The 15,821-nt window shown below is 71.0% G+C and carries 14 protein-coding genes and 1 tRNA gene; 2 read left to right on the top strand and 13 right to left on the bottom strand.

Annotated features, from left to right (window positions below):
- The first annotated feature begins 14 nt into the window (after positions 1-14).
- Positions 15-88, top strand: a tRNA-Pro gene (locus tag ASG23_RS13795).
- A 57-nt stretch (positions 89-145) separates the two neighbouring features.
- Here ASG23_RS13795 and ASG23_RS13790 read toward each other — a convergent pair.
- The 9 genes from ASG23_RS13790 to ASG23_RS13750 all read right to left on the bottom strand — a co-directional run bounded on the left by ASG23_RS13790 (position 146) and on the right by ASG23_RS13750 (position 10,455).
- A complete protein-coding gene (locus ASG23_RS13790) occupies positions 146-1,009 on the bottom strand; it encodes a DUF4097 family beta strand repeat-containing protein (RefSeq protein WP_056025873.1) in 864 nt (287 codons plus the stop codon).
- Positions 1,006-1,674: a response regulator transcription factor gene (locus ASG23_RS13785; RefSeq protein ID WP_056025871.1), complete on the bottom strand. Its 669-nt coding sequence runs from the start codon at positions 1,672-1,674 to the stop codon at positions 1,006-1,008. The genes ASG23_RS13790 and ASG23_RS13785 overlap by 4 nt, the downstream gene beginning before the upstream one ends.
- The gene (locus ASG23_RS13780; RefSeq protein ID WP_056025869.1) at positions 1,662-2,996 is read right to left on the bottom strand and encodes a sensor histidine kinase; all 1,335 of its coding nucleotides are present in this window, start codon (positions 2,994-2,996) and stop codon (positions 1,662-1,664) included. The genes ASG23_RS13785 and ASG23_RS13780 overlap by 13 nt, the downstream gene beginning before the upstream one ends.
- Positions 2,997-3,137: 141 nt before the next feature.
- Positions 3,138-6,425 carry a glycoside hydrolase family 48 protein gene (locus ASG23_RS13775; protein WP_056025867.1) on the bottom strand — a complete coding sequence of 1,096 codons (3,288 nt, stop codon included), beginning with the start codon at positions 6,423-6,425 and terminating at the stop codon, positions 3,138-3,140.
- Between the two features lie 241 nt (positions 6,426-6,666).
- Positions 6,667-7,476 carry an ABC transporter permease gene (locus tag ASG23_RS13770; RefSeq protein WP_056025864.1) on the bottom strand — a complete coding sequence of 270 codons (810 nt, stop codon included), beginning with the start codon at positions 7,474-7,476 and terminating at the stop codon, positions 6,667-6,669.
- Between the two features lie 19 nt (positions 7,477-7,495).
- Positions 7,496-8,386 (bottom strand): ABC transporter ATP-binding protein, encoded by an 891-nt coding sequence (locus tag ASG23_RS13765; protein WP_056025862.1) that lies wholly within the window; start codon positions 8,384-8,386, stop codon positions 7,496-7,498.
- A 73-nt stretch (positions 8,387-8,459) separates the two neighbouring features.
- Positions 8,460-9,200 carry a hypothetical protein gene (locus tag ASG23_RS13760; RefSeq protein ID WP_056025860.1) on the bottom strand — a complete coding sequence of 247 codons (741 nt, stop codon included), beginning with the start codon at positions 9,198-9,200 and terminating at the stop codon, positions 8,460-8,462.
- On the bottom strand, positions 9,197-10,096 hold the full coding sequence (locus tag ASG23_RS13755) for an ATP-binding cassette domain-containing protein (RefSeq protein WP_056025859.1): 900 nt from the start codon (positions 10,094-10,096) through the stop codon (positions 9,197-9,199). Before ASG23_RS13755 ends, ASG23_RS13760 begins: the two co-directional genes overlap by 4 nt.
- On the bottom strand, positions 10,093-10,455 hold the full coding sequence (locus ASG23_RS13750; RefSeq protein ID WP_056025858.1) for a GntR family transcriptional regulator: 363 nt from the start codon (positions 10,453-10,455) through the stop codon (positions 10,093-10,095). Before ASG23_RS13750 ends, ASG23_RS13755 begins: the two co-directional genes overlap by 4 nt.
- 129 nt (positions 10,456-10,584) lie before the next feature.
- Here ASG23_RS13750 and ASG23_RS13745 point away from each other — a divergent pair, with 129 nt between their 5' ends.
- Positions 10,585-12,078: a peroxidase family protein gene (locus ASG23_RS13745; protein WP_056025856.1), complete on the top strand. Its 1,494-nt coding sequence runs from the start codon at positions 10,585-10,587 to the stop codon at positions 12,076-12,078.
- Positions 12,079-12,156: 78 nt separating this feature from the next.
- Here ASG23_RS13745 and ASG23_RS13740 read toward each other — a convergent pair whose 3' ends face one another.
- The 4 genes from ASG23_RS13740 to recR all read right to left on the bottom strand — a co-directional run bounded on the left by ASG23_RS13740 (position 12,157) and on the right by recR (position 15,820).
- Positions 12,157-13,206 carry an aspartate-semialdehyde dehydrogenase gene (locus ASG23_RS13740; protein WP_056025854.1) on the bottom strand — a complete coding sequence of 350 codons (1,050 nt, stop codon included), beginning with the start codon at positions 13,204-13,206 and terminating at the stop codon, positions 12,157-12,159.
- 4 nt (positions 13,207-13,210) lie between these two features.
- A complete protein-coding gene (locus ASG23_RS13735; protein ID WP_056025852.1) occupies positions 13,211-14,485 on the bottom strand; it encodes an aspartate kinase in 1,275 nt (424 codons plus the stop codon).
- A gap of 161 nt (positions 14,486-14,646) precedes the next feature.
- Entirely contained in the window at positions 14,647-15,210 is a 564-nt protein-coding gene (locus ASG23_RS13730) for a DUF5063 domain-containing protein (protein ID WP_056025850.1), read from the bottom strand.
- A gap of 10 nt (positions 15,211-15,220) precedes the next feature.
- A complete protein-coding gene (gene recR, locus ASG23_RS13725) occupies positions 15,221-15,820 on the bottom strand; it encodes a recombination mediator RecR (protein WP_056025848.1) in 600 nt (199 codons plus the stop codon).
- Between the last annotated feature and the right edge of the window lies 1 nt (position 15,821).

Raw genomic sequence — 15,821 nt, 5'->3', positions numbered from 1 at the left:
CTTGCCAGGCTCCACGGGGTGTGGCGCAGCTTGGTAGCGCGCTTCGTTCGGGACGAAGAGGTCGTGGGTTCGAATCCCGCCACCCCGACAGACGAGAAAGGCCCCTGATCAGCAGATCTGCTGATCAGGGGCCTTTGTCGTGGGATCAGCCGCGCGGACGCAGGTACTCCGCGTGACCGTCGACGGTGTCGATGCGGACCTGGATCGACGAGCTCGGGTCAACAGGCCCCTCGATGGTCTGCCCTCCGTCCGCCGTGGTGATCTCGAGCGCCACCGGCTTCCCCGTGCCGTACACGGTGACGTCTCCGTCGCTCGCGCGGGCGTCGATGTCTCCTCGGGCTCGCGAGATCTCGGTGAGTCCGTCGCTGGACCGGGTGACGACGTCACCGGAGACGTCGGAGACCGTGATGGCACCGTCCGCCGAGCTCGCGTCCACAGAGCCGCGGACGCCGTCGACGTCGATCCGGCCGTCCGACGCGCGGGCGGTCACGTCGCCGTCGATGTCGGACACGTCCGCACCCCCGTCGCGGAGGTGCACGTCCAGCGGTCCGCGCAGGGCGGTCGCCGTGACGAAGCCATCCTGGGCGCGGACGACCACGGAGGTCCCGTCGGGCACGGTCACGTCCAGGGACGCCGAGCAGAAGCCAGGCCGCCACCAGTCGCAGCGGTGGCTCACGTGCAGCCGCCGGGCGGACTCGTCGACGCCGTAGTGCACGGCGCCCAGCACCGTGCTCGCGGTGCGGTCGACCTCGACGCGGTCACCGCCGGTGGTGACGGTGACGTGCCCGTCGGCGACGATCTCGACCACGGGCGCGGCGTCGTACGACGCGCTCTCGGAGATCGTCGTCGCGTCGTCGGAGCTTCTCGCGAGCAGGTCGACCGCGCTGTAGCCGCCGAAGAGCAGCAGGACGCCTCCGACGATGGCGCCGGTCCACGTCAGGGCACGGGCGCCGCGCCCGCGCGGGGTGGGGCTCGTGGAGTCGACCGGTCGCTCCAGGGTGCTGGTCATGGTCGTTCTCCGTTCGTGGGTTCGTGCTCCAGCCAGCGCAGCACGGCGAGCACACGGCGGTGGTCGTCGGCGGCCTGCGGGAGGTCCAGCTTGGTGAGGATGGAGGTCACGTGCTTCTCGACGGCGGGGAGCCCGACGACGAGACGGTCGGCGATGGCCGCGTTGGAGCGGCCCTCCGCCATGAGACCGAGCACGTCCCGCTCGCGCGGAGTGAGGGTCTCGAGGCCCGACCGGCGGGTCCGGGCGAGGATCTGGGCGACGACCTCGGGGTCGATCACCGTGCCGCCGCCGGCCACGCGGCCGAGGGCGTCGAGGAACTCGTCCACGTCCGCGACGCGGTCCTTGAGCACGTACCCGAGGCCGCGCACGTCACCGGCGAAGAGCTCGCGGGCGTACCGCTGCTCGACGTACTGCGAGAGGACAAGCACGGGCAGCCGCGGGTGCAGGCTGCGCAGGTGCACGGCGGCTCGCAGGCCTTCGTCGGTGTGCGACGGGGGCATCCGGACGTCTGTCACCAGGATGTCGGGGACAGCGGAGGCAGGCCCGAGAGCTGCGACGACCTCGTCGGCGGTGGTGTAGCCGGTGACGTCGTGCCCTTCCGCGACGAGCAGCCGGGTGAGGCCGTCGAGCAGGAGGACCGAGTCCTCGGCGATCACGATACGCACGGCACCTCCACGGTCAGTCGTGTGCCGGCTCCGGCCGGGCTGTCCAGGTCGAAGGTGCCGTCGAGGGCCGCGACTCGGCTGCGCAGTCCGTCGAGCCCGCTGCCAGGTGTCGCGACCGCTCCCCCGCGGCCGTCGTCGGCGATGACGAGACGAAGCGTGTCGTTGGCCGTGACGGTGACCACGACCTGGTGCGCGTCGGCGTGCTTGGCAGCGTTGGTGAGCGCCTCGGCGACGACGAAGTAGGCAGCCGCCTGCGCGGACGTGCTCGCGCGGCCCAGCGTCGGCGGGTCCGGGACGTCGACGCGGACCGGGACAGGGCTGCGGGCGGCCAGCGCGGACAGGGCTGCATCGAGACCACGGTCGGTCAGGACGGCCGGGTGGATGCCGCGGACGAGGTCCCGCAGCTCGGCGAGCGTCTCCTTGACCTCGCGGTGCGCGTGCTCCAGGGCCGCGGCTGCGTCGGGGTCGCTCGACGCCTTCCGGCGGGCGGTGCCCAGCTCCACCCCGAGGGCGACCAGGCGCTGCTGGGCGCCGTCGTGCAGGTCGCGCTCGATGCGGCGGCGCTCCTCGTCGGCGGCACCCACGGCGGCGGTCCGCGTCTCGGTGAGCTGGACGGCCCGGCCCTCGGCCTGCGCGGCCCGTGCCTGGGCCTGCCGCGCGGCCTCGACGGCCTCCGCCCGCGCCGACGCCCCGACGAGCGAGCGTGCCGTGCGGACGATCGCGAGCGACCCTGCCTGGATGATCAGTGCCGACAGCCACGCGAGGACGAGGGCCCCCGGGACCAGGAGGACCAGCGGGATGGGCGGGTGGCTCAGGCCGGTGGCGAGCGCGACGACGGGGTAGACGAGGCCGCCGATCGCGAACCCGCCGGTGACGCTGACCAGGACGCCCTGGACCGTGAGGATCAGCCCGGCGACCACGAGGTACGCCACGTGCGCCCAGGTGCGGCTGTCTGCCAGCACGCCACGCCAGGAGGCCCACGTGCCCTCCCGGTGCGGGTACGTGGGTGCGGCAATCTCCACGCCCAGCTGCGCGTGCAGCCTGGCCCGCTCGAGCTGGGCGAACGGCCGGCAGAGCCACAGGCCGGCGACGAGCAGCGGGATGCCGACGAACAGGATCAGGAGGCTCAGTGCGAGCGAGATCACGACGGTGAACGACAAGATCGCGAACAGCAGGACGAAGGAGCCGACGACGCACTGCGAGACGCCCCGCCACGTAGCGACCGACACGGGGGCCGCGGTGAGCGCCCGCAGGTCGACGAATGCGGGGGCGACGACGCGCAGGTCGTCGGACACGCTGCCCGGGGGCGTCGGTGAGGTCATGACGATGACGCTAGGGCTCGGGGCCGACCGGCAGACAGCCTGACCACCCACGAGGGCACGGTGGGGTCTGCCCTACCCCCTGGCCAACACAGACGAACGGACCGATCCTCCCTTCAGAGGACCGGCCCGTTCGTCACTCGACTAGCCGATAGTGCAGGCAGCACCGTTCAGCGTGAACGCCGTCGGGTTGGTGTTGGTCCCCGAGTGGGAGCCGTTGAACCCGATGTCCGTGCTCTGACCGGCACCGAGGGTGCCGTTCCACGCAGCGTTCTTCGCCGTGACCGCCGTGCCCGACTGCGACCAGTCGGCGCTCCAGCCCTGCGTGACCGTCTGGCCGTTGGCGAACGAGAACCCGAGGGTCCAGGCGCTCAGTGCCGTCGTGCCGGTGTTGGTCACCTTGACGGAGGCCGTGAAGCCCGTGTTCCAGCTGCTGGCGGTGTAGGACACCTTGCAGGAGCCGGTCGGCGTGGTGGACTTCGTGGTCACCGAGAGGGCCGACGACGCGGCGGACACGTTGCCCGCGTTGTCCCGTGCTCGGACGGTGTACTGGTACGCCGTCGCCGCCGTGAGGCCGCTGTCCGTGTAGGACGCCGAGGTCGGTGTGCCGACCTTGGTGGTCCCCCGGTAGACGTCGTAGCCGGCGAGGCCCGAGCCACCCGTGTCCGTGGATGCGGTCCACGTGAGGGCGACGCTGGTCTCCGTGACGGTCGTCGCGACGAGGCCAGCGGGCACCGACGGAGCGATGGTGTCCAGGGTGGTGGCCGGCAGCGTCGTGACCGACAGGGCGCTCGACGCCGCGGAGATGTTCCCCGCCACGTCCTTCGCCCGGACGGTGTACGAGTACGCCGTCGCAGCCGTCAGACCGGTGTCGGAGTACGACGTCGACGTGGTGGAGCCGACCTTCGTCGTCCCCCGGTACACGTCGTACCCGGCCAGGCCGGAGCCGCCCGCGTTGTCGGTCGACGCCGACCAGGACAGCGTGAGGCTGTTCTGGGTGACAGCGCTCGCGGAGAGGCCCGTGGGGACGCTCGGCGCGGTCGTGTCGGACGGCGCGGCCTTGGTGGTGACGGACAGTGCCGACGACGCGGCGGACACGTTGCCCGCGACGTCCTTCGCCCGGACGGTGTACGAGTACGCCGTGGACGGGGTCAGCCCGGTCTCCGTGAACGACGGGGTGGTCGAGCTGCCGACCTTGGTCGTGCCGCGGTAGATGTCGTACCCGGCCACGCCGGAGCCACCCGTGTTGTCGGTCGAGGCCGTCCACGAGATCGTGGCCGACGTCGCGGTGGTGGTACCGGCGAGCAGGCCCGCCGGCACGGACGGCGCGGTGGTGTCGGGGTCCGGCGTGGTGCCGCCCTCGAACAGCCGCGCGTAGTCACCGAGCGCACCCGCGATGGCCGTCTGCGCCCAGAACCGGTGGAACGTGAACTGCGGCGCCACACCGGTGGCCAGAGCAGTCTCGATCTTCGGCCAGCTGGGGTCGTTCTTGTACCAGCTGCGGATGTCCAGGAACGAGACACCCGGCTTGACCACGTCGCCGTTGGGCATGGTGCCGGTCCAGCCGGCCGGGACGTACACGCCGTTGCCGCCGGGGACGTAGGTGTCGTCGAAGCGCAGGAAGTCCCCGCGGGTCTCGACGGTGCCGACGCCCAGGCTGTCCTGGTTGGAGGCCCAGATGGCGTCGAGCAGTGCCTTGGCCTTGTCACGCGACGCGGTGTCGCCCGACTTGGCGGCGTAGAAGAGCAGCGCACGGGCGGTGTCGCCGGCGACGCCGACGTCCTGGCCATAGCTCTTGACCGAGACGGAGAGCCCGGAGTTGGCACCGGGGCTCGTCTTGTTCCAGGTGTCCGGCTTGCCGGTCCAGGTCAGCTCCGACGGAACCTTCCAGCTGGCGCCGTCGGTCGAGATGTTCGCGACGACCCAGGGGACCCACTTGTCGAGGATCGCCTTGGCCTGCGGGTTGCCCGAGGCGTAGTAGAGCTCCGCGACGCGCTGGACGCCCCACGCCTGCATGCCGAACCACTGGTTCGACGGCGGGTCGTTGTAGACGGGCGCCTCGGTGTAGCCCATGCCGTAGAACGTGGGTGTGCCGGCCGGCGGCGTCGCGTACGCGCCGTCCCAGCTGTTGGTGGCGCCACCGGCGATCCCGCCCTGGGGTGCCTGGAGCCACTTGTAGAACTCGAGCTGGCGGTCCATCGAGCTGGCCCAGTCCGACTTGGCCGTCGGGGACTTCGGCGTGAGGGCCGGGTCGGTCGACAGCACCCAGGCCGCGAGCGGGTTCTGGTAGCCGAAGTGCGCGTGCGAGGACCCGATGCGCCACGCCCAGCCGGCCGACGAGTCGAGCGCGCCACCCCAGGCGTAGTACCAGGAGAGCAGACCGTGCGCGCTCTCCTTGCCGGAGCCGGCGGGGCAGGACGGCGAGGTGCAGCCGACCGCCTTGAAGTACTTGTCGAACAGGGCGTAGCGCAGGTAGTCGCCCATCTTGGCGGCCTTGGCCACTGTCGCGGCGACGTCGGCCGCCTTGCCCTGCTCGGTCGCCCACTGGTTGGCCCAGTAGACGGCCTCGACCGCACGCGCGTCGGCGTCGGGGGCGTTGGTGTACTTCCACTGCTTGGCGTACGACGCGTCCTTGGTGAACAGGTCGAGGTAGCCGTTGGGGCCGCCGTACTTGAACTCCTCGCACGACGGCTGCGGGATGGTCTCCCAGACCGACTCCTGCGGGCCGCGCTGGAAGGTGTTGATGTAGGACGTCCCAGTGGCTGTCGGGCCGAGCTCGCAGCCCGCACCCGGGGTCGCGCCGAACCCGTACTTGTTGTCGACGTCGGCGAGCCAGTGCATGCCGTAGACGTCCGCGTTGCCGTAGGTGGCCTTCAGCTCCGCGCCGATGGGGTCCTTGCCCGACGTCACGCCGTTGTTGAGCTGCGACGGGTAGCTGCTCGGGTGGTTGAACTCCGAGGCGTACGTCGCCGGGCTGTTCGGGTTGTAGAACGAGTTCGTCGGCTGGTCCGCCGACGTGGGGATCATGTACTTCTCCATGGTCGCCCACGCGTCGTTCAGCGGGCCCCAGTCCTCGGTGAACTGGCCGTAGAGCGCCTCGAGCCAGAGCCAGTAGGAGTACGCCTCCGACGTCGTCTCGTGGCCGTAGTCGGGGGCCTCGACGATGAGGGTCTCGACGGAGTGGTACGGGATGCCCTGCGCGCTGAAGTAGCCGTTGGCGGGGTCCTTGATCTTCTTGTACTGCGCAAGGAAGCGCTGGGCGTACTCGCCGTCGGCCACGGCGGCCTTGACGGGCGCGGCGGCCGGGACGACCACCGTCGCGGGGGCGGAGGCGGCCATCGCGGGTGAGACCCCGCAGATGGCCAGCAGCGAAGCTGCGCTCAAGGTGGCCGTGGCCACCCAGGCAGTTCGCCGTCGGGTCGATGAGGACATCTACTCGTACCTTTCTGGCTGTCGGGCACGAACCCGCGACGCCGCGGGCACGTCCCGGCGCCCCGCGCGTGCGGGAGCGGTGACGGAGGTGCACGAAGGAACTGACCGTCGATGCCTGTTCGGCCCGCAGCGGTGCGGGCCTCCGGGCGGACAGCGGCCGGGTCGGCGCCCACTTTCCGGGGGTCCACAGCCAGCGTCCAGGGTCTTAAACGATTCTGGTGGGAGCGCGACCACATGGTCGTCACGACCATCGGAACAGTCGCGCGGCCGCCGGGAGACCCACGAGCGTCCACCCGGCCATGACCAGCAGAGACGAGGTCGGGAACGGCTGTCCATACCAGGCGGCCGCCAGCGCCTCGCTGCCGGCGCCGAGCGGCGTGAGACCGGCGATCGTCTGGATGACGTCCGGCATCAGGGGCAGCGGGAGCCACACGCCGGCGAAGAACAGCGACCCGAAGTACACGCCCATCCCCCACGCGGTCGCTGCTGAGGCGGTCGGGGCCAGGGCCGCGATCACGGAGCCGACCGCGAACGCCGAGAGCACGGTGAGGAAGAACGCCAGGAGCAGGACGAGCGGCTCCGCGGGCGCGGCAACCCCCACCACGGTCGCGCCGAGCACGTACATGAGCACGGCAGCGACCAGGAGGGCGACCAGGTTCACCAGCACCTGGGCGACCAGGATGCGCGACGGCGGCACCGGGGTTGTGGACAGCCGCTTGAGCACACCGCGGCCGCGGTAGTTGGCGATCGTCGTCGGGAAGGAGGACAGCGCCACCGTCGCGACGGCGAGCGCCAGGACGGTCGGCGCGTACCCGGTGATGCCGTTGACCTGGGACAGGATCGGGTCCTTGTCGTCGAAAGGCTGATCCGCCCAGGGCATCACGAGCCCCAGCACGGTGAGCAGGACTGCCGGGAACAGGACCGCGAAGAAGGCTCCGGAGGGCTCTCGCAGGAACAGGCGGGACTCGACGACGGTGAGCCGGGACAGGGCGCCGTACCGGGTGGCGCTTCCTGATCTGGTGCGGGTGGTGCTCGGGGTCGTGCTGGACATGGTCGGACCTCCTTCGGGTTCAGGCTGTGGTGAGTGCGACGAACGCGTCCTCGAGCGAGCTCTGCTCGAGGCGGAGGTTCTCGGGGCGGATGCCGTGCTGCGCCAATGCGACGAGCACGTCCTGCACGACGTTGTCCCGGCCGCGGGCCACGACGGTGCCGTCGTCGGCGTGCGTGATGCTCGCGAGCTGCTCCAGCAGGCCGACGGGGACGGGGGCCGACGGGCGGAACCGCAGCACCTGCTCGACGGTCGCCCGCGCGACCAGCTCCCCCGGCGTCCCCGTCGCCACCACACGGCCGGCGTCGATCAGGGCGATCCGGTCACAGAGCCGCTCCGCCTCCTCCATGAGGTGCGTGACCAGGACGATCGTCACGCCCCGGTCGCGGATGCGTTCCACCACGTCCCAGGTGTCCCGGCGGGCGTGCGGGTCGAGGCCGGTGGTGAGCTCGTCGAGGATGGCGACCTGCGGGTTGCCGACGAGCGCGAGCGCGACAGACAGCCGCTGCTTCTGGCCGCCGGACAGCTGCTCGAACCGCGCGTCGGCCCGGTCGGTCAGGCCCAGCTCCTCGAGCAGCTGCGCCGGGTCGGCGGGGTCCGGGTAGAACGACGCGTAGAGATCGAGGGCCTCGCGCACTCCGAGCTTCGGCTGGAGCTGGCTCTCCTGGAGCTGGAGGCCGACGACCTCCCGCAGACGGCTGCGGTCCCGGACGGGGTCCAGGCCGAGGACGCGGACGGTGCCGGAGTCGGCCTCGCGGAGACCGCCGATGATCTCCACGGCGGTGGTCTTGCCGGCCCCGTTGCGGCCCAGCACGCCGAAGATCTCGCCGCGGTGGACCTCGAGGCTGATGTCGTCCACGGCGACCTTGCTGCCGTAGCGCTTGTGCAGGTGCTCGACCTGGATGACGGACACGATGGCTCCTCGTTTCAGGTGTGGGGTGCCGCGGGAGCGGCGCTGGGCCGGTCCCGGGGCGGTGGACGGGTTGTCAGGCGGTGCGGTTGGGCACTGACGCACCGCGCGTCAGGCGGTCGAACGCGAACGCCATGGCGCCCGCGATCAGCAGGGTCGCCAAGGAGGCGACGAGGAGCGGCCGGGCGCCGCCGAACCACTCGGACGTCGAGAACGGCCCGGCGTCCACCTCGAAGATGGCGAAGGCCAGCACCACCGGTCCAGCCGTCAGCGGCAGCGCGAGCGTCCCCCACCAGCCACCGAGACGCTGGTACGAGATCCCGACCAGCAGGCCGGACACATCGGCGACGACGAGGAGCAGCACGGTGCTGACGAGCATCGTCGCCATGTCTGTCGAGGCCAGCGGGACGTCATCGAAGATCCGCCACTGCCAATCGAGCGCCCCGAAGACGGCACGCTCGACGAGCAGCAGGCCGCAGTACGCCGCCGAGTACGCGAGAGCGGTCCCGAGCGCGGCGACCAGCGATCCGAGCGCGAGGCTGCGCCGGGTCAGCCCGGCCGCGACGTGCACGGGCAGGTACGCGGCCGTGATCGCGATCAGCACGGAGAACGGGAACCAGACGGCACCCTGACGCGCGAACGCCATGATGCTCATGTTGACCTCGCCCACCACGGTGATGACCACGATCGCGGCGGTCACCACGACGATCGCCATCCCCCAGAACCACGCGGCCAGGTACACGTTCATCCCGAGCAGCCAGCTCGCGGTGGCGCGGACGGAGCTGCGCGCAGGGAGTCGTGCCGTGTCGATGCTCATCGAGACTCCTCCGTGCTCTGGGCGCCGGCCGGACGGTCGGTCAGGTGGACGAACAGGTCCTGCAGGGCGACGGGGCCGAGCTCGAGCCCGACCTGTCGTGCGCGGTCGACGTCGTCGGCGCGCGCCCCGACCAAGGTCGCCTGGGCGGTGCGGCCCAGCTGCTGCCGGGCGACGACGTTCCGGTCGGCCACGAACTCGGCCACCACGTCGGCCGGCCCGGTGACCGTCACGCCGCCGCCGCGGAGCGTCTCCGCGTCCGACGCCGTCAGCACGGTGCCCCGGTCGAGCACCACGACGTCCTCGAGCAGCCGCTCGACCTCACCGATCAGGTGGCTCGACAGGACGATCGTGCGCGGGTGCTCCAGCCAGTCGGCCAGCAGGACGTCGTAGAACGCGTACCGGGACGGGGCGTCCATGCCGAGGTGCACCTCGTCCAGCAGGGTCAGCGGGGTGCGGCTGGCGAGCCCGACGACGACCCCGAACGCCGACCGCTTGCCGCGGGACAGCTTGTTCGGCTTCGTGTGCGGGTCGAGCTCGAAGCGGTCCATCAGCGAGTCCGCCAGCTCGCGGGAGAACGTCGGCCGTCGGTCGCCGAGGAAGTCCAGGGTCCGCGTGAGCGACTGGTCGATCGCGACGTCGCCGCTCTCCCGCACCAGGCACGTCCCGGCCAGCACCCGCTCGTTCTCCCACGGGTCCTCCCCGTCGACGAGCACCGTGCCGGACGTCCTGCGGCGGAACGCGGCCAGCACGGACAGCGCCGTGGTCTTGCCCGAGCCGTTGCGGCCGAGCAGGCCCGTGATCACGCCGGGGCGGATGGTGAAGGACACCGCGTCGAGCGCGACCGTCGTGTCGTAGCGGGCGGTGAGGTCCCGGACCTCGACGCCGAAGCCGCTCATCGCGGTCCCTCCTTCTCGCGGAGCCGTTCGACGATCTCCTCGACGCCGATTCCCAGCACGCGCGCCTGCTCGAGCATCGGCTCGACGACGTCGGCGAAGAACGACGCACGGCGCTGGGCAAGCAGCTGCTCGCGGGCGCCCTCGGCGACGAACATCCCGATGCCGCGGCGCTTGTAGAGGACGCCCTCGTCGACCAGCTCGGTGAACGCCTTGGCGGCGGTCGCAGGGTTGATCCGGAAGGTCGTCGCGTACTGCGTGGTCGACATCACCTGTTCCTCCGCTCGCAGGGCTCCGGTCAGCACGTCCGACCGGATCTGGTCGGCGATCTGCACGTACAGGGGGTCACGTCCGTCGAACATCGCGGCCCTCCGTTCTATGGTTCATTACATGACCAACTAACCATACGACCCGGTTCACCCACAAGAGGTATCTGCGCCGCCCCTGGCCGCTCATCCCGAACGACCGTCAGTTCCGCTGGAGGGGGAGCCATGCCGCACGGAGATGCCGATCAGGGCATTCGCACGCCGAAGTCCACGTTCTACGACCAGGGTCGGTTCGGCCGGCTCTTCCCGACGCTGCCGGGGTTCGCCGCGGACACACCCACTGTCCGCGCGGCCCTCGTCGAGCTAGGCAAGCCCGGCGGCATCATGGACACCAACGAGAGCCCGACGGCCGACCCGTTCGCGCTGATCGTCGACCCGACCCTCAGCGCGGCCAACCCCGACAACCCGCGCCTCACCGCCGGGATGACGTTCCTCGGGCAGTTCCTCGACCACGACATGACGTTCGACCCGACCTCGAGCCTCGCGCGCACCCAGGACCCCGAGTCGCTCCGGAACTTCCGCATCCCGGCCCTCGACCTGGACAGCGTCTACGGCGGCGGCCCGGGCGTCTCACCGCACCTCTACGACCAGAGCGTCGACCACGGTCGCACCACGATGCTGGTCGAGCCCAACGCCGGCTCCGAGACCGTCTGCATCGACCACGTGACGCGCTTCGACGTCCCGCGCAACACCCAGGGCACCGCACTCATCGGCGACCCGCGCAACGACGAGAACCTCATCGTCGACCAGCTGCACCTCGCGTTCCTGCGCTTCCACAACCGCGTCGTCGCCGACGTGCGGGACGACCTCGGCCCACTCGCCACGCCGGGCGAGCTGTTCGCCGAGGCCCAGCGGATCGTCCGGTGGCACTACCAGTGGATGATCCTGCACGAGTTCCTGCCCCTGACCTGCGGTGATGCCCTCGTCGCGGACATCCTGGCGAACGGTCGCAAGTTCTACCACTGGCGGAACTCGCCCTACATCCCGGTGGAGTTCTCCGTGGCCGCGTACCGGTTCGGGCACTCGCAGGTGCGGCCCAGCTACCGCGCGAACTTCGGCACGTCCGCCACGGACCGCACGCTGCAGTTCTTCGCGGTCATCTTCGACCACACGGCCACCGGCACCGACCCGGCCGACCTGCGCGGCGGCTGCCGGGCACCGCGGCGGTTCATCGACTGGCAGACGTTCTTCGACTTCGGCGGCGGCCAGGTGCGCAAGAACAAGCGGATCGACACCAAGCTCTCCTCGGCCCTGTTCCACCTGCTGGGCCAGCCGTCGGACGAGCCTGACTCCCTCGCCATCCGCAACCTGATCCGTGGCCTGACGATGGAGGTGCCCTCCGGGCAGCGCGTCGCCGCCGCCATGCAGGAGACCCCGCTGCCCGCGGCCGACCTGGCCGACCTCGAGCCGTTCGGCCTGCACAAGCGGACGCCGCTGTGGTTCTACATCCTGCGCGAGGCCGAGGTCGCGGCAGACGGCGAGCACCTGGGACCCGTCGGCGGGCGGATCGTCGCGGAGGTGTTCCACGGGCTCATCGACGGCGACCCGTCGTCGTACCTGTCGCAGGACCCGGACTGGACCCCGACCTACGGGACGGACGACGAGTTCGGCATCACGGACCTGCTCACGGCCGCCGGCGTGGTCGGCGCCCTGGCCTGACCCCGTCACGAGGCAGAACGCAGCAACGTCCGCACTCGGGAGGGTTGTCGCCCTCTCGAGTGCGGACGTTGGCGTGTGTCAGACGGTGGTGAGGCGCTGGGCCGCGACCAGCTCCGCGATCTGGACCGCGTTCAGCGCGGCGCCCTTGCGGAGGTTGTCGTTGCTGACGAACAGCGCGAGACCGCGGCCGCCCTCGACGCCCTCGTCCTGACGCAGCCGGCCGACGAACGACGGGTCCTGCCCGGCAGCCTGCAGCGGCGTCGGCACGTCGGTGAGCTGGACCCCGGGGGCGTCGGCCAGCAGCTCCGCGGCGCGCTCGGGGGTGATCGCACGCTCGAACTCGGCGTTGATCGACAGCGAGTGGCCGGTGAACACGGGCACGCGCACGCAGGTGCCGGACACCAGCAGACCGGGGAGGTCGAGGATCTTGCGCGACTCGTGGCGCAGCTTCTGCTCCTCGTCGGTCTCGTTCAAGCCGTCGTCGACGATCGAACCGGCCAGCGGGATGACGTCGAACGCGATGGGCGCGACGTACTTCACCGGGGCGGGCAGCGTCACGGCGGACCCGTCGTGCACCAGCGCGAGGGTGTCCTGCTCGACGGCGGCGCGGATCTGGGTGTCCAGCTCCGCCGCGCCCGCGAGGCCCGACCCGGAGACGGCCTGGTAGGTGGAGACGACCAGTCGCCGGAGCCCCGCCTCGTCGTGCAGGACCTTGAGCACCGGCATCGCGGCCATGGTCGTGCAGTTCGGGTTGGCGATGATGCCCTTGACGGCACCCGCGAGCGCGCCCGGGTTCACCTCGGAGACGATGAGCGGGACCTCGGGGTCGCGACGCCAGGCAGAGGAGTTGTCGATGACGAGCGCTCCCGCGGCGGCGAACCGGGGGGCGTGGACCTTCGAGGCAGCTCCGCCGGCCGAGAAGAGGGCGACGTCGATGCCCGAGAGGTCATCGGTCTCGACGTCCTCGACCACCACGTCCGTGCCCTTCCACGGCAGCGTGGTCCCCGCCGAGCGTGCGGACGCGAAGTAGCGGATCGAGTCGACAGGGAAGTCGCGCTCGTCCAGAAGCCGGCGCATGACGCTGCCGACCTGGCCGGTGGCACCGACCACCGCGATGTTCAGTCCCATGTCCCTACCGTCCCGTCCCGCCGTACACGACGGCCTCGTCTTCCGTGGAGTCCAGATCGAACGCCGTGTGCACCGCGCGGACCGCCTCGTCGAGCGAGTCGGCGCGGGTGACGACGGAGATCCGGATCTCCGACGTGGAGATCATCTCGATGTTGATACCGGCGTCCGACAGCGCGGCGAACAGCCGCGCGGAGACCCCGGGGTGCGACCGCATGCCCGCGCCGATGAGCGAGAGCTTGCCGATCGTGTCGTCGTACTGCAGCGACGCGAAGCCGATGTCGGGCTGGTGCTCACTGAGCGCCGCGGTGGCGGCCGCACCGTCCGTGGCGGGCAGCGTGAAGGAGATGTCCGTCAGACCGGTCGCGGCGACGGAGACGTTCTGCACGATCATGTCGATGTTCACGCCCGCACTGGCGACGACCTCGAAGATGCGCGCGGCCTTGCCGGGCACGTCCGGCACACCGACGACCGTGATCTTGGCCTCGCTGCGGTCGTGCGCGACGCCGGCGATGATCGGCTGTTCCACAATCTCTCCTTCGGCGGCAGGCTGGTCGGTCACCAGGGTGCCCGTATGAGTGGTGAACGACGAACGCACGTGGATCGGTACCCCGTACCGGCGGGCATATTCGACGCAGCGCAGCACCAGCACCTTCGCGCCGCTGGCCGCCAGCTCGAGCATCTCGTCGTAGCTGACTCGCTCCAGCTTGCGCGCGCTCGGCACGATCCGCGGGTCCGCGGTGAACACACCGTCGACGTCCGTGTAGATCTCGCAGACGTCCGCCTTGAGTGACGCCGCGAGCGCGACCGCGGTCGTGTCCGACCCTCCGCGACCGAGGGTGGTCACGTCGTTGGTGGACGGGTTGACGCCCTGGAACCCGGCGACGATCGCGACGGAGCCTCGCGCGACCGTGTCCCGGATCCGGCTCGGCGTCACGTCGATGATCCGTGCCTTGCCGTAGGCCTCGTCGGTGATGACCCCCGCCTGCTGCCCGGTGAACGACTTCGCGTCGACGCCGAGGTTGTGGATGGCCATCGCGAGCAGCGACATCGAGATGCGCTCGCCCGCGGTCAGCAGGATGTCCATCTCGCGCTGCGGCGGCAGCGGCGTGACCTGCTGGGCCAGGTCGATGAGCTCGTCCGTCGTGTCGCCCATCGCACTGACCACCACGACGACGTCGTGACCGGCGCGCTTCGCCTCGGCCACGCGCTTGGCGACACGCTTGATGCTGCTGGCGTCGGCGACGGAGGAACCGCCGTACTTCTGCACGATCAGGGCCACGGGAGGAGGTCTTTCGCGGGCTCGGGACAGGTCCGGGCGAGTGTACGTGCGTGCCCACCAGGTGGGCAGCGAGTTTCAGATGGCGGATCGTCCGGGCTCACGGTGAAGCGGTGGCAACCGATCGACCGGGCTGCTGACGCTGCACGGGCGGGTGCGACGCCTCAGGGCTGGAGGGCGTCGTACTCCGCCTCGGCAGCGACGTCGTCCTCCACGTCGAGACGCAGGTGCGCCAGCATCGTCTGCAGGGTGCGCAGCACGCTCGAGGCGCGCTCGCCCCAGTCCGACAGGTACGAGAACTGCCACCACCACAGCGCCTCGAGCACGCCGCCGGACTCGTAGTGCCGCAGGCCCTGGGCCAGCGCCCCGGCGATCGCGACGAGGTCCCCGGACACGCTCGCCGGCTGGACCTCGACGCCCAGGAGCGGGTCGACCACCTCGGCGTACTCGTCGATGCCCTCGAACACGTTCGCGAGGTTCGCCCGCAGTGCCTCCACGTCCGGGTCGGGACCGACGTCCGGCTCGAACCGCTCGGACGGCACCACGTCCGTGGTCGCACCCAGGCGCGCACCGGCCGCGAGCATGTCGCTGACCGCGAGCAGCAGCAGCGGCAGGGACGCGTCCGGGTTCGCCCCCGACGCGACCTCCGTGATGGTCGTCAGGTAGCTGCGGGCCTCCGACGCGACCGACTCGGCGATGTCGCGGAGATCGGCGTCGTCTGTGCTCATCGGGCTCCCCCTACGCGCTGATCCGTCGACGGCCCTCGAACGCCCGGCCGAGGGTCACCTCGTCGGCGTACTCCAGGTCGCCACCCACCGGCAGGCCCGACGCCAACCGACTGACCGTCAGCCCCATCGGGACCAGCAGCCGCGCCAGGTACGTGGCCGTCGCCTCGCCCTCGACGTTCGGGTCCGTGGCCAGGATGACCTCGGTGACCGTGCCGTCCGCGAGGCGCGTCATCAGGCCAGCGATGCGCAGGTCGTCCGGGCCGACGCCCGCGATCGGGTTGATGGCCCCGCCGAGCACGTGGTACTTGCCGCGGAACTCGCGGGTGCGTTCGATGGCGACGACGTCCTTGGACTCCTCGACCACGCAGATCGACGTCGGGGAGCGGCGGGGGTCGCGGCAGATGCGGCACTGCGGCTCCTGCGCGACGTTGCCGCAGATCTCGCAGAAGCGGACCCGCAGCTTCACCTCGGTGAGCGCGTCCGACAGCCGGCGGACCTCCGCCGGGTCCGCCGAGAGGATGTGGAACGCGATGCGCTGGGCGCTCTTCGGACCGACCCCGGGCAGTCGCCCGAGCTCGTCGATCAGGTCCTGGACCGCGCCTTCGTACACC

Source organism: Cellulomonas sp. Leaf395 (assembly GCF_001424125.1).
In the GTDB taxonomy this organism is placed as follows: Bacteria; Actinomycetota; Actinomycetes; order Actinomycetales; family Cellulomonadaceae; genus Cellulomonas.
This window is presented reverse-complemented; position numbering and strand designations above follow the sequence as displayed.